The organism is Bradyrhizobium sp., assembly GCF_049798375.1.
Classification (GTDB): domain Bacteria; phylum Pseudomonadota; class Alphaproteobacteria; order Rhizobiales; family Xanthobacteraceae; genus Bradyrhizobium.
Genome location: NZ_JBARGP010000459.1, coordinates 1 through 20,430 on the forward strand (window position 1 = coordinate 1; position 20,430 = coordinate 20,430).

The window sequence follows — 20,430 nt, forward strand, 5'->3', positions numbered from 1 at the left end:
CTCGGCGGGCTTTTCAGCGGCCTTGGGTTTCTCGGCCGGCCGTTCCAGCGGCTTCGGCTTGTCCGTCACCGGCGGCTGCAGACCGGGTGGGGTCAGCGACATCTGCGCGACCGCGCTGGTTCCAGTCAGCAGCAGAACCGCGAGGATCGGTGTCAAGCGCAGGTTGATCATGAGGCAAGGTCATCCGTGTCCGGCCGCCGTATAGGCCGCCTTGATGGCGGCGCCAAGCTCGGCCAACGCGGGGGCCGGTCCCCGCGCGTCGGTCCAGACGAGGTCGTCGGCCAGGATGAAATCGGCACCGGCGGCGACGAACTCCGCCGCTTCCTCGCGTGTGGCCGCGTAGCCGATGCAAGGCGGCTCGAACAGTTCCGCCCACCAGCCGAGCCGCTCGGCGATGGCGTCCGTCGATGGCCGGCTGCCATGTGCATCGGGCTCGCCGAACAGCACATAATCGGCGCCACGCTCGCCGGCGTTCATCGAATCGTGACGGGTCGGGAGCTCACCGACGCCGGCGATCCGGTCCGGTTTCAGGGTTGGCAACGCCTCGTCGAGCGCGGCAATGCCGTTCAGATGCGCGCCATCGGCGCCTGAGCGGGCGACGAGATCGGCATGGCCGTCGATCAACAGCGCCGCGCCCGAGCTCTGGATTGCCGGTGCCAGGGCCTTGATCACCGAGATCATGCTGCGCGGATCGGTCTCCTTCAGCCGCACCAGCACGGCCGCGACATCGGCCTGCGCCAGCAGGCCCGGCAGCTGGGCTGCCAGCATCGCCGCATCGGTAATGACGGGCGTAGCGAGATAGAGCCGCGGCGCGGGCCGTGGCGGAGCGGTCTTGTTCGACACTTTTATGCTGCTTTCTTTTCCAGCTCGTCGGTCCATTGGCCGAGGCTTGCCAGTCCGTTCATGCGGGCGCGATGGGTGAAGGCGCGCTGGCCGGCCGGCACGTTCTCCGCCTTGCCGGACCACGCCTGCTGCGGCGCCGCCTGCAGCGCGCGGCCATAGGAGAAGGTGAGCTTCCAGGGCAGATGACCGATGCGGTTCATCGCGTCGAGATGCGCGGTCGCCTGCTGGTCGGACTGTCCGCCGGACAGGAAAGCGATGCCGGGCACCGCGGCTGGCACGCATTCCCTGAGCAGACGAATGGTCTTTTCCGCGACTTCGCCGACCGGCGCCTGCTTTGGACACTTCATGCCCGAGATCGCCATGTTCGGCTTCAGGATCATGCCTTCGAGCGCGACGCGCTGTGCGCTCAGTTCCTGGAATACGTGGTTGAGCACGCGGTGCGTGACCTCATAGCAGCGATCGATATCGTGATCGCCATCCATCAAGACCTCGGGCTCGACGATCGGCACGATCTGCGCGGCCTGGCACAGCGCGGCATAACGCGCCAGCGCATGGGCGTTGACATGAACCGCGGTCGTGGTCGGGATGTGCGCTCCGATATCGATCACCGCCCGCCATTTGGCGAAGCGAGCGCCGCGCTCGTAATATTTTGCCAGCCGCTCGGCGAGCTTGTCGAGGCCCACGGTGACGGTCTCGCCGGGACAGGCTGAGAGTGCCTGCGTGCCCTCGTCGACCTTGATGCCGGGGATGGCGCCGGCCTGCTCGATCAGCTTGACCAGCGGCGTGCCATCGGCAGCATTCTGCCAGATCGTTTCGTCATAGAGGATGACGCCTGAGATGTGCTGCATGCCATCCTTGGCGCGGAACAGCATCTCGCGATAGTCGCGCCGGCTCTCCTCGGTCGAGGCGACCTTGATCGCATCGAAGCGCTTCTTGATCGTGCCGGTGGATTCGTCGGCCGCCAGCAGCCCCTTGCCCGGCGTCACCATGGCGGTCGCGACTTTGTTGAGATCGGAAAGGTTCATGACGGCTGCTCCAGCTGCACCTGCCCTGCCTGTGAAAATAGACGGTTCTCGGGCAGTTGCCGAGATAACATTGTTCGGGGGAGAGGTCGCGGAGGCGTGAAAGAATGCTTGCCGGCAAATCGAAGCAAGCTGCCGACGACGCGCGAGATGTACCCTCTCCCACAAGGGGAGAGGGTGCACCGCCATTGTCGTTCCAGATTGCTTAAGTCAGGGCAGCTATTAAGCCACCTTCGGGGCGAGCTCGCCCTGGGCGTAGCGCTTGGCCATCTCGGCGGTGGTCAGGACCTTCTTGATCTTGCTGGCCTGCCCCGCGGTGTTGAACTCCTGCAGGCGCTGCTTGCAGAGCTTGGTCATTGCTTCCATCGCCGGCTTCAAATATTTGCGCGGATCGAACTCTTCCGGATGCTGCGTAAGAATTTTCCGGATCTGCCCCGTCATCGCCATGCGGTTGTCGGTATCGATGTTGATCTTGCGCACGCCGTGCTTGATGCCGCGCTGAATCTCGGAGACCGGGACGCCCCAGGTCGGCTTCATCTTGCCGCCATTGGCGTTGATGATCTCCTGCAGATCCTCCGGCACCGACGACGAGCCGTGCATCACCAGATGCGTGTTCGGCAGCTTGCGATGAATTTCCTCGATCACGCCCATGGCGAGGATGTCGCCGTCCGGCTTGCGGGTGAACTTGTACGCACCGTGCGAGGTCCCCATCGCAATGGCGAGCGCATCGACCTGGGTTTCCTTGACGAACTTCACGGCTTCATCGGGATTGGTCAGCAGCTGGTCGTGCGACAGCTTGCCTTCCGCGCCGTGGCCGTCTTCCTTGTCGCCCATGCCGGTCTCCAGCGAACCGAGCACACCGAGCTCGCCCTCGACCGAGATGCCGCCGAGATGCGCCATGGTGGCGACGGTCTTGGTGACGCCGACATTGTAGTCCCAGTCGGCCGGCGTCTTGCCGTCGGCCTTGAGCGAGCCGTCCATCATGACAGAGGTGAAGCCGGACTGGATCGCGGTCATGCAGGTGTCGGGGCCGTTGCCGTGATCGAGATGCACACAAACGGGAATCTGCGGATGGATCTCCGTGACCGCATCCATCATGTGCTTCAGCATGATGTCATTGGCATAGGACCGCGCGCCGCGCGAGGCCTGGATGATGACAGGCGCATCCAGCGTGGACGCCGCCTCCATGATGGCAAGCGCCTGCTCCATGTTGTTGATGTTGAACGCCGGGACGCCGTAATCGTTCTCCGCCGCGTGATCGAGCAATTGCCGCAACGTGATCCGCGCCATGATCAAATCTCCTCTGCAAAAGGTCCTAAATCAGCGCGGTCAGATACGCGCGTCGAAACTTCCCATCGCTCATAACGCGGCGACCAGCGGATGCCAAGGGAGATACTAACTGAGATAGCACGGGCCGCCTGCCGAGGGGCGCCGCGCCCAGTCGCCCGCTGCACATCCGACCGATTTTTGGTTTTCAGACCAAGCCCAAACGTCTGACCGCCTGATCGGTTTCAGGTCGCCTTGGCCTCGAGAGCGGAAAGGCGTTCCTCGACATCGCTGACGCGTTCGTCGAAATCGCTGGCGGTCGCCCGCATCATCACCAGCATTCCGGCCGCGTCGCGGCGCTGCTTGCGGATCAGCGTTTCCACCCGCTCGAACCGCGTCTCGGTCGACTGCCTGAACTGCCCCATCTCCGACCGGAGCGCGGCAATGCTCTCCTGAATCTTGATCAGGATTTGCGGGACAGCGTCTGTCGGTGCATCGGCCATGATTGGAACATAACAGAAACATTCGAGACCGGCAAGCTGAACGTAACCGCGCTTTAGGCCTTGAGGACCTCGACGCCGGGGAGAGGTTTGCCTTCCATCCATTCCAGGAAGGCGCCGCCGGCGGTCGAGACGTAGCTGAACTGGTTGGCGACGCCGGCCTGATTCAGCGCGGCGACGGTGTCGCCGCCGCCGGCGACCGAGATCAGCTTCTTGGCCTTGGTGCGCTCGGCCGCGTGCTTCGCCGCCACCATGGTGCCGCGGTCGAACGGCGTCAGCTCGAAAGCGCCGAGCGGACCGTTCCAGACCAGGGTCGCCGCATCGTCGATCGCGGCATGGATGCGCGCGGTCGATTGCGGGCCGACGTCGAGGATCATGCTGTCGGCCGGAATGGCATCGAGGCCGTAGGCGTGCGAGGGCGCATTGGCCTGAAAATGATAGGCGATGGTGGCATCGACCGGCAGGATGATGGCGCAGTTCGAGGCTTCCGCCTTCTCCATGATCCGAAGCGCGGTGTCGGCCAGGTCCTTTTCGGCCAGCGATTTGCCGACCTGCACGCCCTGCGCATGCAGGAATGTGTTGGCCATGCCGCCGCCGATCACCAGCGCATCGACCTTCGTGACGAGGTTTTCCAACAGGTCGATCTTGCTCGAGACCTTGGCGCCGCCGACGATCGCGATCACCGGCTTGGCCGGACTCCCCAGCGCTTTCTCCAGCGCGTCGAGCTCGGCCTGCATGGTGCGGCCCGCATAGGCCGGCAGCTTGTGGCCGAGGCCCTCGGTCGAGGCGTGCGCGCGGTGGGCCGCCGAGAAGGCATCGTTGACCCAGATGTCGCCAAGCTTGGCGAGTTCGGCCACGAAGGACGGATCGTTCTTCTCTTCCTCTTTGTGGAAGCGGGTATTCTCCAGGCACAGGATGTCGCCGTCCTTCATCGCCGCGATGGCCTTGGCGGCCGGCTCGCCGACGCAGTCCTCGGTGAAGGCAACGGGCTTCTTGATGACGTCCGCCAGCGCCGCGGCGACCGGCCTCAGCGAGTCCTTCTCGTCGCGGCCCTTGGGCCGGCCGAAATGCGCGAGCAGGATGACCTTGCCGCCCTTGCTGGAAATCTCCGTGATGGTCGGCGCGACGCGCTCCAGCCGCGTGGCGTCGGTGACGCGGCCATTCTCCATCGGCACGTTGAGGTCGACGCGCAGCAGCACGCGTTTGCCTTTCACGTCGACGTCGTCGAGGGTGCGGAAGTGCTTCATGTCGCGTGCTCGCTCGTTCGCTGATATCAGGCGCCGGGCGGCGGCTCCGGCGAGGAGTCCTGCCTGGTCGTTACCTTGCCGCCCTGGCGGAAGCCGTACACGATCAAGCCAATCAGCAGGATCACGCCGGGAATTCCGAGCCAGTGCGGCAGGCTCATGACGGCAGCGTCTTACAGCAGCTTGCCCATCACGACGGCGGTGTCGGCCATGCGGTTGGAAAAGCCCCACTCATTGTCGTACCAGGACATCACGCGCACCAGGTTGCCGTTCATGACCTTGGTCTGGTCCATGTGGAAGGTGGACGAGTGCGGATCGTGGTTGAAGTCGATCGAGACGTTCGGCGCGGTGGTGTAGCCGAGGATGCCCTTCAGCTCCTGCTCGCTGGCGCGCTTCATCGCCTCGTTGATTTCCTTCGGATCGGTGTTGCGCTTGGCAACGATCTTGAGGTCGACCACCGAGACGTTCGGCGTCGGCACGCGGATCGCGACGCCGTCGAGCTTGCCCTTCAGCTCCGGCAGCACCAAGCCGATCGCCTTGGCGGCGCCGGTCGAGGTCGGGATCATCGACATCGCGGCGGCACGGCCGCGATAGAGATCCTTGTGCATGGTGTCGAGCGTCGGCTGGTCGCCGGTATAGGCGTGGATCGTGGTCATGAAGCCGGTCTCGATGCCGACCGTGTCGTTCAGCACCTTGGCGACCGGTGCCAGGCAGTTGGTGGTGCAGGAGCCGTTGGAAACGACGAGATCATCCCGGGTCAGGGAGGTGTGGTTGACGCCGTAGACGATGGTGGCATCGGCGCCCTCGGCAGGTGCCGAGACCAGCACGCGCTTGGCGCCGGCGGTCAGGTGTGCCGAAGCCTTGTCTTTCGCGGTGAAGATGCCGGTGCATTCCAGCGCGATATCGATGCCGAGCTCCTTCCAAGGCAGCTTCGACGGGTCACGCTCGGCGCAGACCTTGATCTTGCCGTTGCCGAGGCTGATCGAGTCGCCATCGACGGTCACGGTGCCGGGGAAGCGGCCATGCACGGAGTCGTAGCGCAGCAGGTGGGCATTGGTCTCGACCGGGCCGAGGTCATTGATGGCGACGACCTCGATATCCCTGCGGCCGGACTCGGCAATGGCGCGAAGCACGTTGCGGCCGATACGGCCAAACCCGTTGATTGCAACCCGAACTGCCATCTGCGTCTCCTTCAATGCCTTTTGTCATCCCCGCACGAGACCTTGCCAGGTCCCATCACGAGGGGGGTGAGGTGTCTGCGCCCGGTTCTGCCGAGCGGAAAGCGACAATATGGTTCCTTGGTAATCCTTTTTTCAGGGTATCTCAACCATCTGTGCGGTCGGTCTGACGCTTTAGCCTTGCGTAGGCGGCATGCGGTTAACCGGGCTTCCAACGGCGGCTGAACCAATCCCGCCCTGCCGCGTTAGTCCCTCCGCGTCTCAGGATAGCGAACTCGCCGCCGCGACCAGCGCCAGCAATTCGTCGCCGTAATGTTCGAGTTTCTTGTCGCCGATCCCGGGGATGTCGCGGAGCTGTCCAAGCGTCGTCGGACGCGCGCTCGCGATGCCGTCGATGGTGGTGTCGTGCAGCACCACATAGGCCGGCACGCCGCGCTCGCGTGCGACGTTTGAACGCCACGCCCGCAAGCTCGCGAGCAGGGTCGCATCGCCAGCCGCGCCCGGACCAGCCGGCCGGGGAGCCAGATCGCCGCGCCGCGATCGCGTCCTGCTCGCCCGTGCGTTAGCGGTCTGCTCGCGCAGCATCACCGCGGTCTCGCCTTTCAGAACGCCGCGCGACGTTTCCGTCAGCTTCAGCGCGCCGAAGGCTTCGCTGTCGGGCGCGAGATGGCCCATCGCGACCACCTGGCGCAGCGCGGCGCGCCACTGCTTCTCGTTGAGTTCGCGGCCGATGCCGAACACCGACAATTTGTCATGCCCGAACTGCTTGACGCGCTCGGTCATGCGGCCGACCAGCACGTCGATCAGGTGCATCGCGCCGAAACGCTGGCCGGTGCGATAGGCGCAGGACAACAGTTTTTGCGCGATGACCTTGCCGTCGGTCACACGCGGCGGCGACAGGCAGTTGTCGCAATTGCCACAGCTCTCTGCCGTTACGGTCTCGCCGAAATAGCCGAGCAGGCGCTGACGCCGGCAGCCGGCGGTCTCGGTCAAGGCAACCAGCGCGTCGAGCTTGCGGATCGAGACCCGCTTGTACGCATCAGAACCGTTCGACTCGTCGATCATGCGGCGCTGCTGCACGATGTCGGAGAGCCCATAGGCCATCCAGGCGGTCGAGGGCTTGCCGTCGCGGCCGGCGCGCCCGGTCTCCTGGTAGTAGGCCTCGATGCTCTTTGGCAGATCGAGATGGGCGACGAAGCGCACGTCGGGCTTGTCGATGCCCATGCCGAACGCGACCGTGGCAACGACCACGATGCCGTCCTCGTTGATGAACCGGTCCTGATTGCGGGCGCGCACGCCGGCATCTAACCCGGCGTGATAGGGCAGCGCCGTGATGCCGGCCTTGCTCAGGGTATCAGCGATGTCCTCGACCTTAGCGCGCGACAGGCAATAGACAACACCGGCGTCGCCGGCATGGCGTTCGCTGATGAAGGTTTTCAGCTGAGCCGGCCCGTTCTGCTTGTCGACGATCTCGTAGCGAATGTTGGGGCGGTCGAAACTCGCGACGAATTGCGGGCTGTCTGCAAGCCCGAGCCGCTCGGCGATCTCCTTGCGGGTCAAATCGTCGGCCGTCGCGGTCAACGCGATGCGCGGCACCGCGGGAAAACGCTCCGCAATGACCGACAGGCCGATATATTCGGGGCGGAAGTCGTGCCCCCATTGCGACACGCAATGCGCCTCGTCGATCGCAAACAGCGCGATTTGCGCACGATCGAGCAGGGCGAGGCAGCGCGGGGTCAGAAGTCGCTCCGGCGCGACATAGAGCAGATCGAGATCGCCTGTGATCAGCCGTTTTTCGACCGCGTCAGCTTCCTCCCGCGACAGCGTGGAGTTCAGCACCGCCGCCTTGACGCCGGCCTCGAGCAGGCCCGCGACCTGGTCGCGCATCAGCGCGATCAGCGGCGACACCACGATGCCGCAGCCTTTGCGCAGCAGAGACGGCAGCTGATAGCACAGCGACTTGCCGCCGCCGGTCGGCATCAGCACCAGGCAATTGCCGCCGTCCGTGACATGCCTGACGATTTCTTCCTGCTTGCCGCGAAAGCCTGACAGGCCGAACACCGAATTGAGCACGGCCAGCGCGTCGGCGGGCGTCTCGGTGGTGGCGTTTTGGGGTGAGGCCATAGTGGGTCAGATGCCAGTCGTTTGGGAAGAATTTGGCTGTCGCCGTCTCCACCGCTGTCATCGTCCGCACAGGCGGACGATCCAGTACGCCGTGACCTCTCGGTTCAATCACTGCCGCATCGGAGTACTGGATGCCCCGCCTTCGCGGGGCATCCGTTGTGTATATGGCGCGTGCGTGGCCTTGCCGCGCCGGCCGCTCAGCCCAGCTTCTTCACGGCGAGCTCGACCGCGGCTTCCGCGGTGATGCCGAAGTGCTTGTAGAGCTCCTTGGCCGGGCCGCTCTCGCCAAAGCCGTGCATGCCCACGAAGCCGCCGTCGATGCCGATCACCGCGTCCCAGCCCCAGCGCACCGCGGCCTCGATCGCGATCTTGACCGGGGCGTTGCCGATGATGGCGGCCTTTTTGTCGTCAGGCTGCGCCAGCAACAATTCCAGCGACGGCACCGAGACCACCCGCGACGCAATGCCGCGCTCGGTCAGCTGCTTCTGGGCGGCGACCGCGATCTCGACCTCCGAGCCGGTGGCGAACAGCGACACCTTGGCCTCACCTTGGGCGGCGACCAGCTCGTAGCCGCCATGGCTGCACGGATTGTCCGCCGGGGCGCTAGTGCGCAGTTGCGGCAGGTTCTGGCGGCTCAGCACCAGGATGGTCGGGCCGTCGATGCGGTTCAGCGCCAGCTCCCAGCATTCCGCGGTCTCGACCGCGTCGCAGGGGCGAAACACGCGCATGTTCGGGATCGCGCGCAGCGCTGCCAGGTGCTCCACCGGCTGGTGGGTCGGACCGTCCTCGCCCAGCCCGATCGAGTCATGGGTCATGACATAGACCACGCCGGTGCCCATCAGCGCCGAGAGGCGTATGGCCCCACGGGCATAATCGGTGAAGCACAGGAAGGTGGCGCCGTTCGGTGCGAAGCCGCCATGTAGGAAGATGCCGTTCAGCGCCGCGCACATGCCGTGCTCGCGGACGCCGTAATGCACGAAGCGGCCCTTCGGCGTCTTGGCGGTGAACGAGGTCGCTTCCTTGGCCTTGTTGTTGTTGGAGCCGGTGAGGTCGGCCGAGCCGGCCAGGAATTCCATCGGCATGGCGGCGTAGATCGCCTCGATCGCGGCTTCGGAGGATTTGCGCGTGGCGACGTTGAGCGGCTTCTCCAGCAGCGCCTTCTTGTGGTCCTTCAGCGCCTTGGCAAGTCCCGCCGGACGCTCATGGCGCAGCCGGCGCTCGAATTCGGCGCGCTTGCGCGGGCCCATCTCGCCGAGCCGGCCTTCCCATTCGGTGCGGGAATTGGCGCCGCGCGAGCCCGCCTCGCGCCACGCTTTGAGCACGTCGCCCGGCACCGAGAACGGCTCCAGCGAAATGCCGAGCTTTTCCTTGGCGCCCTTCAATTCCTCGGCGCCGAGCGCCTCGCCATGCGCCTTGGCGGTGCCGGCCTTGGTCGGCGCGCCATAGCCGATGGTGGTCCTGCAGGCGATCATGGTCGGCTTGCTCGACTTTTGCGCCCGGGTGATCGCCGCCGCGATCGCGGCCTGATCCTGACCGTCGATCAGCTCCGCGGCCCAGCCCGCCGATTTGAAGCGCTTCACCTGGTCGACGCTGTCGGAGATCGAGGTCGGGCCGTCGATCGAGATGCCGTTGTCGTCATAGAGCACGATCAGCTTGTTGAGCTTCCAGACGCCGGCCAGCGCGATCGCTTCCTGCGAGATGCCTTCCATCAAATCGCCGTCGGAGGCGATGACGTAGGTGTGGTGATCGACGATCTTCTTGCCGTATTCGGCCTGCAGCATCTTTTCCGCGACCGCCATGCCGACCGCGGTGGCGATGCCCTGGCCGAGCGGGCCGGTGGTGGTCTCGATGCCTTTGGTGCGGAAATTCTCAGGATGGCCCGGGGTGAGCGAATCGACCTGGCGGAAATTCTTGATCTGGTCGAGCGTCATCTCGTTGTTGCCGGTCAGATAGAGCAACGCGTAGAGCAGCATCGAGCCGTGGCCGGCCGAGAGCACGAAGCGATCGCGATCAGGCCAGGTCGGATCGGCGGCGTCGAATTTCAGGAACTGCGTGAACAACACGGTCGCCATGTCGGCGGCGCCCATCGGCAGACCCGGATGGCCAGACTTCGCCTTCTCGACGGCGTCCATCGCGAGCCCCCGGATTGCGTTGGCCATACGGGTGTGATCGACCTGCGTCATGATGAAATTCCGTCTGAAATGAGATGCTTGGTGGGTGGTACGCCGCCGACGACAGCGGAAGGTAGGGTTTCGAGGGGGGAATAGCACCTCGGTTCCTCGAGTCCAAGGCGGTGAAACGCCAAAACCGGGGAGCACGTTCCCAAGCCGGCTCCACGCAAGGCTGCCATCTGGCTGTTCCTCGTTCGATCTGTCCGCCCCGGAGCGGATATGGGGCAGAACGCTCGCAACCCCAATCCGCCAGACAGCGGTGCATAGTTTCGACACAGCGTTGCGCTCGGTGGCGCGCGCACGTAAATTTCCTCGTGTAACCGCTTGCCGGACAGGGGCTTTTGTCCCGTACGGCCGGCAGAGTTTGAGGGCCTGAGTTCGACCATGTATCCGGTCCAATGAGCGATCAGACAGCCACGTATCCCGGCCAGATGGAACCCGCTGCCGCGGATCTCGAACTGGCGACCCGTCGTCTGATGGCGGCGCTGGACGCCCTGGAGAGCGCGGTCGAGCGTCGGCGCGAGGCCGATCGCGATGAGGACGAGCTGGCCACCCGCATCCAGGCGCTCGGCGCCGACCGTTCGCGGCTGGCCGACGAGCTCGACGGCTCGCTGATGAAATCGCGCAAGCTCGAGCGCGCCAATCGCGAGATCGCCGAACGGCTCGACGTCGCGATCGGCAGCATTCGCACGGTGCTGAGCAGCGCTGCCACGGCGCTGGTCGAAGAGGAAGCTGAAGACGAAGCTGCCGAAGACGAGGATGCCGAAGACGAGGATGCCGAAGACGAAGCTGCCGAGGACGGAAAAGTCGAAGAAGACGAAGATGCCGAGGACGAAGACGAGGACGCTGAGGAATGAGCCACATCAACGTCACCATCAACGGCCGGCAATATCGCATGGGCTGCGAGGAAGGCCAGGAGCTGCGGCTCCTGAAGCTCGCGGAGACGCTGGAGCAGCGCATCACCAATCTGCGCGGCAAGTTCGGGGAGATCGGTGATGCCAGGCTGACAGTGATGGCCGCGCTCACCGTGTGCGACGAGCTGCTCGATGCCGGGGCACATGTGCGCAAGCTCGAGGAAGAGGTCGAGAGCCTGCGCAGCGTGCGCAACGCCGCGACCGATCGCGCCCGCGCCACCCAGACCGCAGTGGCCAACGCGCTGAACGCCGCCGCCGAGCGGATCGAGAAGACGACGCAGGTGCTCAACCGCACCATCGGCGGTGGGGTGGCGATCGGGTGAGAGCGTCGCGAGCGCCCATTGTTGCCCTTGTCCACCGTCATTGCGAGAGCGAAGCGACGAAGCAATCCAGGCTTGTCATAAAAAGACTCCTGGATTGCTTCGCTTCGCTCGCAATGACGCCGAGTGAGTACGTAGTTATTAGGATGGGTTGAGCGAAGCGATACCCATCATTTGCACCGATTGCTCTGCGAGACGATGGGTATCGCTACGCTCAAGCCATCCTGCGATGCTCATCGAGCTGCGCCTCGATCGCGGCCTTGTCGATGACCGACCACACATGCGCGATCTTGCCATCGCGAAATTGATAGAACACGTTTTCGGTGAAGGCGACGCGCCTGCCGTTGACGCCGAGGCCGAGGAATCTGCCCTTCGGCGTGCAGTCGAAACGCAGCCGGCTCGCGACATGAGGCGGGTCCACGATCAGCAGATCGATGTTGAACCGCAGGTCAGGGATCTCGGAAAAGTCCTGCTCCAGCATCGCGCGATAGCCGGACAGGCCAAGCGGCCGGCCGTTATGGGACGCGTCGTCGTGAACGAATCGCGCGAGTTGCGGCCAGTCCTGCGCGTTCAGGCAGGCGATGTAGGCGCGGTAGACGTCCGCAAGGTCAGCTCCGGTCACGGCGATGATCCTGTGCTTCGAGGCGGGACGGGCAGGGTAACATCGGAAAAATCATATAGGTTCCCATTGCCGATCAAGGTCGCCGAGATGTTCTGCGAACGCAGGTCCGTCGTGCAACAACGCAACGCACGAATTCCGCGATTCATTGCCGCCAGCGATTCTGCTAAAAGCGCGCGCCGTGTCCGACCCTCGGAGACCTTCCATGCCGAAATCAAGCTCCTCGACCGAACTTCGTTCTCGCCTCGTCGACCGTCACGCCCTCGTCACCGGCGCCTCGCAAGGCATCGGCCGCGCCGTCGCGATCCGTTTCGCGCAGGAGGGCGCGCATGTCGCCATCAACTATGTCGGTTCGTTCGGCAGCGCGGAGGAGACACTGCGTGACGTGCGGGCGGCCTCAGTCGAACATGGCCACGATAAGCGCGATCACTTCGTCGTGCACGCCGACATCGGCGTCGAAAAAGATATCGACGCGATGTTCGCAACGCTGTTCAAGCGCTGGAAGCGGCTCGACTGCCTGGTCAACAATGCCGGTTTCCAGCGGGAATCGCCCAGCGAGGCGCTCGACATCGAGACCTATCGCAAGATCATCGATGTCAATCTGACCGGCGCGGTGCTGTGCGCCCGCCACGCGCTGGCGCATTTCGTGAGCCGTGAAGGCGGCGGCAACATCATCAACACCTCGAGCGTTCACCAGATCATCCCGAAGCCCGGCTATCTGGCTTATTCGATCGGCAAGAGCGCGTTTGCCGGCATGACGCGCACCTTGGCGCTCGAGTTCGCCGGCCGCGGCATCCGCGTCAATTCGGTCGGTCCGGGCGCCATCGATACGCCGATCAACGCCGCATGGACGCATGACGCGGAGAAGCGCACGGCGGTCGAATCGCACATTCCGATGGGCCGCGTCGGCACCGCGGAGGAGATCGCCGGCGTGTTCGCCTTCCTCGCCTCCGATGAGGCGGGCTACATCACCGGCCAGACCATCTATGCCTGCGGCGGCATCACGCTGTTTCCAGAATTCCGCGAGAACTGGGCGAGCTGACACGGAAGTATCTACGCGCACGCGCCGTCATTGCGAGGAGCAAGGCGATGAAGCAATCCAGATATTCTTTTTGATTCTGGATTGCTTCATCCGTCGCCCTTCGGGCTATGGCGGACAAGTCGCTGCGCGCGCAATGACGAGGTCGGAGCAACAGCCATGCACCCGTCTGCCTTGCAGCCGTCACCTCCGCCTGTTCTAATTCCCTCTTGAGGCGGAGGTTGTCCGAGATCGCACCATAAGCGAACCTGATCCGCCGCTCGGGAGGACATAAAATGAGAACAACAACGCTCGTGATGTCGGCGGCTGCGGCCGTCTTCGCGTGTCATGCCACGATCGCAGCACCCTTGCCCGAGGCCAAGCCCGACGATGTCGGCTTCTCGCAGGCCGGCCTAGTGCGGATGGATGATTTCTTCGCGCGCGAGATCGCGGCCAGGCGCGTGCCCGGTGCGGTGGTCGCGATCGCGCGCGACGGCAAGCTCGTGCACTACAAGGCCTATGGCAAGCTCGATCCGGCCAAGGATGCCGCGATGCCGCTCGATGCTGTGTTCGCGCTGGCCTCGATGACCAAGCCGATGGCCGCCGTCGCAGGTCTCACCTTGATGGAGCAGGGCAGGCTGCCGCTGCAGGCCAAGCTGTCGGACTATTTCCCGGGCTTTGCCGACATGAAGGTCGGCGTCGCGCAGCCGGATGGCTCGATGAAGCTGGAGACGCAACTGTCGCCGATCCATATCCACGATCTTTATCGGCACACTTCCGGCCTGATGTATGGCGGCCGGCCCGACAGCGCGAGCCCTGTCGCACGACTCTATCCCGATGGCATCGCTCCGGCGATCGAGGGCGACACGGCGGCCTTCATCGAACGCATCACCAAGCTGCCGCTGGCGCACCAGCCCTCGACCGAATTCGAATACGGCTTCTCGATCGATGTGCTCGGCGCTGTGATCGAAAAGGTCACCGAGCAGCGGCTCGGCGATTATCTGTCGAAGACTGTCTGGCAGCCGCTCGGCATGAATGATGCGACGTTCTCGCCAACGGACGCGCAGCGTGCGCGGCTTGCCCATCCGTTCACTGAGGATCCGCTGACCGGCAAGCCGCAGTCGATCAAGCTGCTGGACACGCCGACCAAATTCGACTGCGCCGGCGCCTGCTCGTTTGCGACCGTCGGCGATTATCTGCGGTTCGGCCAGATGCTGCTCAATGGCGGCGAGCTCGACGGCCAACGCATTCTGAGCCCGATGACCGTGCACCTGATGACGTCGAACCATCTCGGGCCGGAGATAAAGAACAACGTCGCCAATATCGAGCCGCATCGCGGCGGCTATGGCTTCGGTCTCGCGGTCGCCGTGCGCACCAGCGACGGCTTGGCCTCGGTACCTGCCAGCGCCGGCGAGTTCACCTGGAACGGCGCCTTCGGCACGCAGTTCTTTTGCGATCCCAAGCAGCGCCTGGTCGTCGTGGTCGGCACGGCGGCACCCGGAGAGCTGCGGAAATATTATCGCGAGCAGGTCCAGGACATCGTTTACGGCGCGATGGTGAAGTAGCGACTCCCGTCGGACCGAAGCCCGGGCGAGCGCAGCGACCCCGGGTCAACTATCCCGCATGTCGCTTGCGCTCATGCGGATACGGCTCACGCAGCAACTTCATAACTCCATCGGAGCCAACCATGCTCACCGTCCATCATCTCGGCCGATCGCAGTCCGAGCGCATCGTCTGGCTCTGCGAGGAACTGGACATTCCCTATGAGCTGAAGACCTACGCGCGAGACGCCAAGACCATGCTGGCGCCGGCGGAATACAAGGCGCTGGACCCGATCGGCGCAGCGCCGATCATCAGCGATGGCGTAGTCGTGCTGGCCGAATCCGCTGCCATTGTCGACTACATCATTGCGAAGTACGGGCAGGGGCGACTGACCGTCGGCGTCGACGATCCGGCCTTCGCATCCTTCCTGTATTGGTTTCATTTCGCCAACGGGACGCTGCAGCCAGCGCTAGGCCGGCTGATGATCCTGAGCCGGCTGAACCTGGCCGACGACAATCCGATGCTGCTGGCGATGAAGGCACGGCTCGATCGCGCGTTCGATGTCGTCGAGGCGCGGTGCGGCGAGGCGCATTATCTGGCCGGCACCGCCTTCACTACCGCCGACATCATGATCGGCTTCTCGCTGACCACGATGCGCTACTTCCAGCCTTATGATTTCGGCCGCCTGCGCAACATCCGCGGATATCTCGCCCGGATCGGCGCGCGGCCCGCCTATCAGCACGCGATGGCCAAGGGCGATCCGGGCATGAAGCTGCTGCTGAGCTGAGCCCCACCCCTGCTGTCCTGACGCGTCGTTACGCTTGCCCCTCGTGGTGAGGAGGTGCGATGCACCGTCTCGAACCATGAGGCCCGCTGTGAATCGGGAAATTCGTGCCGCCAATGCCGTGCGCGCCGCTGGCGGAACGGCGTTATCGTTGCTACATTGCCTTAGCGAAGCTGTGGCGCGCGTCAGGAGCCATAATATCCCCGGGGCCTTATCGATCCTTTAGGGAACTGTCCCTGGCCGGGTCCGTGGATCCGGACATATGGTGCCCACCTACTTTCGTAGGGAACTCCGGGATCGAGTGCTTCAACGGCGACCGCGGCTTCGCGCTTTATTTCCCTCGGTCGTCAACCCCGCGAAAGCGGGTATCCAGTACTCCGTGTCAGTTGGTTTCAGCCGTGCCGCGAGTGGATACTGGATCGCCCGCCGTCGCGGGCGATGACAGCCGATGGTGACGTAACATGGCGCTCCAAATTGCCCAGCAGTCCAAGCAGCAACTGCGCGCGACGGCGCTCGCGGCGCGCGACACCCTTGACGAGGACACGCGCATGGACGCAGCCCAGGCGGTTGCCGCATGCGGCCTGCCGTTTGTGCTGGAGGCCGGCGCGGTGGTGTCGGGTTATGCGCCGATCCGCAACGAGCTCGACCCCATGCCCTTGATGCTGCATCTGGCCGGGCTCGGCGCGCGGCTGGCGTTGCCGGTTGTGCTGGCCCGCGGCCATTCGCTATCGTTCCGGGCCTGGTCGCCGGACGACAGGCTGGTGCTGGGGCCGCTCGGCATCCCCGAGCCATCACCGGCCGCGGCCGAACTCGTTCCCGACATCATGCTGGTGCCGCTCGCCGCCTTCGATCGGATCGGCCATCGCATCGGCTATGGCGGCGGCTACTACGATTACACTTTCTCGCATTTGCGAAAGACGAAGCATGTGATCGGCGTAGGGCTGGCATTCGCGGTGCAGGAAATCCCCGCCGTTCCGGCTTTGGCGCACGACGCGGCGCTGGATTATGTGCTAACCGAGCAGGATATGTTCGACTTCCGGAGCACGTGACTTGCGCATTCTCTTCGTCGGCGACGTGGTCGGGCGCGCCGGCCGCACCGCCATCTCGGACCATCTTCCTGGCATGATCCGCGACTGGTCGCTCGATCTCGTCGTCGTCAACGGTGAGAACGCGGCCGGCGGCTTCGGCATCACCGAAGCGATCTATCAGGAGCTCGTCGACGCCGGTGCCGATGCGGTGACGCTCGGCAATCATTCCTGGGACCAGCGCGAGGCGCTGGTGTTCATCGAGCGCGCGCCGAAGCTGGTGCGGCCGGCGAACTATCCGAAGGGTACGCCGGGTCGTGGTGCGGCGCTGGTCGACACCAAAAAGGGCGCCCGGGCGCTGGTGGTCAACGCGCTGGGGCGCGTCTTCATGACGCCGTTCGACGATCCCTTTGCGGCGATCGGGCGCGAGCTCGAGGCCTGCCCGTTGCGCGAGGCGGCGGACGCGATCGTGGTCGACGTGCATTGCGAGGCGAGCAGCGAGAAGCAGGCGCTCGGCTATTTCTGCGACGGCCGCGCCAGCCTGGTCGTCGGCACGCATACCCATGTGCCGACCGCCGATCATCAGATCCTGCCCGGCGGCACCGCCTACCTGACCGACGCCGGCATGACCGGCGACTATGACTCCGTCATCGGCATGCAGAAGGACGAGCCGCTGCGCCGTTTCCAGTCCGGCATTCCCTCGGCGCGCTTCGAGCCGGCGGGCGGCGTGGCGACGCTGAGCGGCGTCGCGGTCGAAACCGATGATGCCACGGGGCTCGCCGTCAAGGTCGCGCCGGTGCGGACCGGCGGCCGGCTGTCTCAGGCGACGCCGGCATTCTGGGCGTCATGACTCCGGCCGTCAGGTCTGACGGAAGCCGATCCGGAATGCGCCCCAATGCCGGCCCTTCACGATGATCGGCGCGGAGAGATCCTTCATCAGTACGAAATTGCCGCCGCCCATGTCGCGCCGGTAGGTCTGCAGCAGGAACGGCTTAGAGGCGTTGGCCGCGACCTTCGTCACGGCGCGATCGTTGAACAGCCGCCGGTTGCGGCAGTTCGCATTGTTCCAGACCGGGTCCGGCCCCTGGGGGAGCCGATAGTTCGGGTTGTGGGTCGGCAGATAGCCGCCCTTTGCCCACGCCACGGAGAACACGATGCGCGGATCGGATTTCTGGACCGGGTCCTGGATCGGCGGCAGGATGCGATCGGTGAAGCTGACGTAGTTGGTCAAATATTGCGCGGGGTCGGTACCGGGGATCTGGCGATAGGCCTCGTCCATCAATTGCGCGAGCTGGATCTCGCCGCGGTCGACGGCGCTTTCGAATGCAGCCGAGATCGCCTTCGCGGTGTCGACCACGGTGCGGATCAACGGCGCGTCCGAGGTCTCGACGCCGCTCTCGGCGATCAGCGCGATCAATCCTTCCGAGAGGTCCAATAACTTCGTGATGCGGTTGTCGGCCTGCTTCAGCTCGACCGAGGAGTGGTCGACGCCTTGCGCAAGCTCCGCCAGCTCCGTGATCACCATGTCGCAATGGGCGAGGTTCGACGTCGCGGCGCGGGCGACCCCGTCGATCTCCTGACCGACATTGGTGAAGCCATCCTGCACGCGCAGGATGATGCCTTCGATCTGCTGTGCTCCGTTGCCCGCGTTCTTGGCACGAGACGAGGCTTCGCCGCTCTCGCCCAACAGGCTCTTGATCTGGTCATCAAGGCCGCGAAGCGTGTCGCCGATCTGCTGCGTGGCCTGGCGCGTCGCTTCGGCCAGGCTTTTCACCTCGCTCGCCACCACCGCGAAACCGCGTCCGGCGCTGCCGGCGCGGGCGGCCTCGATAGTGGCGTTGAGCGCGAGCAAATTAGTCTGCTTGGCGATCGTCTCGATCGCGACCGACACCTTTGCGACCTGCGACAGGGCCGAGCCGACAGCACCGAGTCTGCTTTCGATCCGTTCCACGGAGTCGATCAGTTCGCCGATATGCCGGACGGCATTTTCGACCACGCCGCGAGACTGGGTGATCTCGCCGACTGCGGCCGATGTGGCGGACTGCACCGACGCCGAGGCGACCGCGATATTGTGGTTGGCCGCGACCATGGTCTGCGCGGTCCGCTGCAGATGCCCGAGGCGCTCCGATTGAAGGCCGACGCGGCTCGCGACTTCCTGGACGTTGCCGGCAACATCGGCGAGCTCGACACCGAGGCCGCCGATCCTGCTCGCCAGCTCCTCGATCAGGTTTTCGGCGCCCGTTCGCGCATTTGCATTCTCCAATATTGCGCGCTGCGCGAGCGACATCTCAATCTCCTCGATCAGGCCGCGAACGCAGCCGTTTGCTGATTCTGTACGTACTCAAAGCTTATAGGCCGTGCGAAAGCCGCCCCAATGCCGGCCCCGCACGCGGATCGGCACATCGATCTCGCGCATCATGACGGTATTGCCGTTGCCCATGTCGCGGGCGTAGCTCTGGATCAGATAAGGCCGCTGGTTGCGGCCGGCCGCGAGCCCGGCCGGATCATTGAAGATGCGGCGGTTGCGGCAATTGGCGGTGTTGAAGGCGACGTCGCCCGGCCGCTGCGGATGCGAGTAGATGCGGTTGTGCACTGGCAGATAGCCGTTGCGGTCGATGGTGACGCAGAACGCCATCCGGCTGTCCTTGGCTAGGAACGCCTCCTGGAACGACGGTAGAGCACGGTCGGCCCAGTCGAGGATTTTGGTGCGGTGCTGCTGCGGATTGGTGCCGGCGATCTCGACATAATCAGTGTCGAACATGTCCTCCAGCGTGATCTCGCCCCTGATAACCGCACCCTCGAAGATCCGAGTCAGCTCGGTGCTGGCCTCCATGGCGCGGGCGACGAACTCGTTGTTCTCCTCATGCAGCGCCCACAGCCGGTCCTCGATTTTCTCGCGCAGCTCGGCATTGGGCGCATCGAAGCGGGCGCGCGCGCCGGTGCCGATCTGCTCGGTGATGCGGATGCGGCAGGGGCCGACACCTTCCAAAGTGGCGTCGACGCGCTCGTTGACGGCGAGCCGTGCGGCATCGGGACCGGTGATCAGGATGTCATCCGCCGAGATCTCATAGACGGGCGCGGCCATGCTGCGGCCGCTGGTCTTCAGCTCGATCTTGAGATGGCAGGGCAGGCGCTCGTCGAGACGCTTATTGCTGCGGTCGCCCTGGCGCAGCAGCACCGCGCAGCGCGCCTTCAGCTTCTCGGCATGTATCGTCACCGCGCGACCGGCGCTGGTGACACGCTCGCCATAGGCCTCGGCCTGCTCGGTCGCCTGGTTGATCTCGGCCGCGCTCTCGACCACCGAGGCGATGAAGTCGGAGGCCTGGGCCGCACTGCCGGACATCTCGCCGGTGGTCTGGTTCTGCTCGGACACCGCGCCGCCGACATTGGCGAACACAGGACGGATCGCGTCGATTGCCTGCGCGATCCGGTGCACGGCATCTGCCGAGCCGTTGGCGTCCTTCTGCAGCGCCTCGATCTTGCGGCCGATCTCCTCGGTGGCATGTTGGGTTTGCACCGCGAGCGCCTTCACCTCGGTCGCAACCACGGCGAAACCGCGTCCGGCTTCGCCGGCGCGGGCGGCCTCGATGGTGGAATTCAAGGCGAGGAGCGTGGTCTGGCGGGCAATCTGGGAGATCAGATTGACGACATTGTCGATCGCCGCCGAGGATTCGCGCAGGCGATCGACATTGGCCCGCGCCTCGTCGGCGGCTGCGCTCGCGGCGTCGGCAAGCTGGCCTGCATCGCGGACCTGGGCGCCGATGCCTTGTGCCGATTGCGTGACCTTGTCGGCGGCCTGCGCGAAGGTCGCAGCCGTCTCCTGGGCCGCGCTCGAGCGGCCGCTCAGGGCCTCAGTGCGC

18 protein-coding genes, 1 other RNA gene and 1 pseudogene are annotated in these 20,430 nt (G+C 64.8%); 8 read left to right on the plus strand and 12 right to left on the minus strand.

Going from position 1 to position 20,430, the window contains the following annotated elements:
- Positions 1–180: 180 nt before the first annotated feature.
- From WA702_RS18870 to tkt, 9 genes are all read right to left on the minus strand, one after another.
- Positions 181–843 carry a thiamine phosphate synthase gene (locus tag WA702_RS18870; RefSeq protein ID WP_425112051.1) on the minus strand — a complete coding sequence of 221 codons (663 nt, stop codon included), beginning with the start codon at positions 841–843 and terminating at the stop codon, positions 181–183.
- Positions 844–845: 2 nt separating this feature from the next.
- Positions 846–1,868, minus strand: coding sequence for a class I fructose-bisphosphate aldolase (locus WA702_RS18875; RefSeq protein WP_425112052.1), 1,023 nt, complete (start codon positions 1,866–1,868; stop codon positions 846–848).
- A gap of 219 nt (positions 1,869–2,087) precedes the next feature.
- Positions 2,088–3,155: a class II fructose-bisphosphate aldolase gene (fba, locus tag WA702_RS18880; protein WP_425112053.1), complete on the minus strand. Its 1,068-nt coding sequence runs from the start codon at positions 3,153–3,155 to the stop codon at positions 2,088–2,090.
- 221 nt (positions 3,156–3,376) lie between these two features.
- Positions 3,377–3,634, minus strand: coding sequence for a hypothetical protein (locus WA702_RS18885; RefSeq protein WP_425112054.1), 258 nt, complete (start codon positions 3,632–3,634; stop codon positions 3,377–3,379).
- Positions 3,635–3,687: 53 nt separating this feature from the next.
- Positions 3,688–4,878, minus strand: a complete 1,191-nt coding sequence (locus WA702_RS18890) for a phosphoglycerate kinase (protein WP_425112055.1) — start codon at positions 4,876–4,878, stop codon at positions 3,688–3,690.
- Positions 4,879–4,904: 26 nt separating this feature from the next.
- Positions 4,905–5,036: a hypothetical protein gene (locus WA702_RS18895; RefSeq protein WP_425112056.1), complete on the minus strand. Its 132-nt coding sequence runs from the start codon at positions 5,034–5,036 to the stop codon at positions 4,905–4,907.
- A gap of 12 nt (positions 5,037–5,048) precedes the next feature.
- The gene (gene gap, locus WA702_RS18900) at positions 5,049–6,056 is read right to left on the minus strand and encodes a type I glyceraldehyde-3-phosphate dehydrogenase (RefSeq protein WP_425112057.1); all 1,008 of its coding nucleotides are present in this window, start codon (positions 6,054–6,056) and stop codon (positions 5,049–5,051) included.
- Between the two features lie 258 nt (positions 6,057–6,314).
- Positions 6,315–8,177, minus strand: coding sequence for a DNA helicase RecQ (gene recQ, locus WA702_RS18905; protein WP_425112058.1), 1,863 nt, complete (start codon positions 8,175–8,177; stop codon positions 6,315–6,317).
- Between the two features lie 197 nt (positions 8,178–8,374).
- Positions 8,375–10,360, minus strand: a complete 1,986-nt coding sequence (gene tkt / locus WA702_RS18910) for a transketolase (protein WP_425112059.1) — start codon at positions 10,358–10,360, stop codon at positions 8,375–8,377.
- 386 nt (positions 10,361–10,746) lie between these two features.
- Here tkt and WA702_RS18915 point away from each other — a divergent pair.
- Both WA702_RS18915 and WA702_RS18920 read left to right on the plus strand, forming a co-directional pair.
- Positions 10,747–11,079, plus strand: a pseudogene (locus WA702_RS18915) (DUF4164 domain-containing protein); the annotation flags it as partial.
- Between the two features lie 122 nt (positions 11,080–11,201).
- Positions 11,202–11,585, plus strand: coding sequence for a cell division protein ZapA (locus tag WA702_RS18920; RefSeq protein ID WP_425112060.1), 384 nt, complete (start codon positions 11,202–11,204; stop codon positions 11,583–11,585).
- 211 nt (positions 11,586–11,796) lie between these two features.
- Here WA702_RS18920 and WA702_RS18925 read toward each other — a convergent pair whose 3' ends face one another.
- A complete protein-coding gene (locus WA702_RS18925) occupies positions 11,797–12,204 on the minus strand; it encodes an ester cyclase (RefSeq protein WP_425112061.1) in 408 nt (135 codons plus the stop codon).
- 202 nt (positions 12,205–12,406) lie between these two features.
- Here WA702_RS18925 and WA702_RS18930 point away from each other — a divergent pair, with 202 nt between their 5' ends.
- The 6 genes from WA702_RS18930 to WA702_RS18955 all read left to right on the plus strand — a co-directional run bounded on the left by WA702_RS18930 (position 12,407) and on the right by WA702_RS18955 (position 17,420).
- Positions 12,407–13,243, plus strand: a complete 837-nt coding sequence (locus WA702_RS18930; protein WP_425112062.1) for an SDR family oxidoreductase — start codon at positions 12,407–12,409, stop codon at positions 13,241–13,243.
- A gap of 272 nt (positions 13,244–13,515) precedes the next feature.
- Positions 13,516–14,784: a serine hydrolase domain-containing protein gene (locus tag WA702_RS18935; RefSeq protein ID WP_425112063.1), complete on the plus strand. Its 1,269-nt coding sequence runs from the start codon at positions 13,516–13,518 to the stop codon at positions 14,782–14,784.
- Between the two features lie 122 nt (positions 14,785–14,906).
- A complete protein-coding gene (locus tag WA702_RS18940; protein ID WP_425112064.1) occupies positions 14,907–15,548 on the plus strand; it encodes a glutathione S-transferase family protein in 642 nt (213 codons plus the stop codon).
- A gap of 164 nt (positions 15,549–15,712) precedes the next feature.
- Positions 15,713–15,874: non-coding RNA, 6S RNA (gene ssrS, locus WA702_RS18945), on the plus strand.
- A 132-nt stretch (positions 15,875–16,006) separates the two neighbouring features.
- Positions 16,007–16,594: a 5-formyltetrahydrofolate cyclo-ligase gene (locus WA702_RS18950; protein ID WP_425112065.1), complete on the plus strand. Its 588-nt coding sequence runs from the start codon at positions 16,007–16,009 to the stop codon at positions 16,592–16,594.
- 1 nt (position 16,595) lies between these two features.
- Positions 16,596–17,420, plus strand: a complete 825-nt coding sequence (locus WA702_RS18955) for a TIGR00282 family metallophosphoesterase (RefSeq protein WP_425112066.1) — start codon at positions 16,596–16,598, stop codon at positions 17,418–17,420.
- A 9-nt stretch (positions 17,421–17,429) separates the two neighbouring features.
- Here the strand turns inward: WA702_RS18955 and WA702_RS18960 are convergent, their stop codons facing one another.
- Positions 17,430–18,857, minus strand: coding sequence for a methyl-accepting chemotaxis protein (locus WA702_RS18960; protein ID WP_425112067.1), 1,428 nt, complete (start codon positions 18,855–18,857; stop codon positions 17,430–17,432).
- Between the two features lie 54 nt (positions 18,858–18,911).
- A partial coding sequence (locus WA702_RS18965) for a methyl-accepting chemotaxis protein (RefSeq protein WP_425112068.1) occupies positions 18,912–20,430 on the minus strand: 1,519 nt, incomplete at its 5' end.

Bases quoted from the DNA above. Each gene is read 5' to 3' on its own strand.
- gap (WP_425112057.1), bottom strand. From the start codon at position 6,056: ATGGCAGTTCGGGTTGCAATCAACGGGTTTGGCCGTATCGGCCGCAAC.
- WA702_RS18940 (WP_425112064.1), top strand. From the start codon at position 14,907: ATGCTCACCGTCCATCATCTCGGCCGATCGCAGTCCGAGCGCATCGTC.
- WA702_RS18920 (WP_425112060.1), top strand. From the start codon at position 11,202: ATGAGCCACATCAACGTCACCATCAACGGCCGGCAATATCGCATGGGC.
- WA702_RS18895 (WP_425112056.1), bottom strand. From the start codon at position 5,036: ATGAGCCTGCCGCACTGGCTCGGAATTCCCGGCGTGATCCTGCTGATT.
- WA702_RS18960 (WP_425112067.1), bottom strand. From the start codon at position 18,857: ATGTCGCTCGCGCAGCGCGCAATATTGGAGAATGCAAATGCGCGAACG.
- fba (WP_425112053.1), bottom strand. From the start codon at position 3,155: ATGGCGCGGATCACGTTGCGGCAATTGCTCGATCACGCGGCGGAGAAC.
- recQ (WP_425112058.1), bottom strand. From the start codon at position 8,177: ATGGCCTCACCCCAAAACGCCACCACCGAGACGCCCGCCGACGCGCTG.
- tkt (WP_425112059.1), bottom strand. From the start codon at position 10,360: ATGACGCAGGTCGATCACACCCGTATGGCCAACGCAATCCGGGGGCTC.
- WA702_RS18885 (WP_425112054.1), bottom strand. From the start codon at position 3,634: ATGGCCGATGCACCGACAGACGCTGTCCCGCAAATCCTGATCAAGATT.
- WA702_RS18875 (WP_425112052.1), bottom strand. From the start codon at position 1,868: ATGAACCTTTCCGATCTCAACAAAGTCGCGACCGCCATGGTGACGCCG.
- WA702_RS18930 (WP_425112062.1), top strand. From the start codon at position 12,407: ATGCCGAAATCAAGCTCCTCGACCGAACTTCGTTCTCGCCTCGTCGAC.
- WA702_RS18935 (WP_425112063.1), top strand. From the start codon at position 13,516: ATGAGAACAACAACGCTCGTGATGTCGGCGGCTGCGGCCGTCTTCGCG.
- WA702_RS18950 (WP_425112065.1), top strand. From the start codon at position 16,007: ATGGCGCTCCAAATTGCCCAGCAGTCCAAGCAGCAACTGCGCGCGACG.
- WA702_RS18890 (WP_425112055.1), bottom strand. From the start codon at position 4,878: ATGAAGCACTTCCGCACCCTCGACGACGTCGACGTGAAAGGCAAACGC.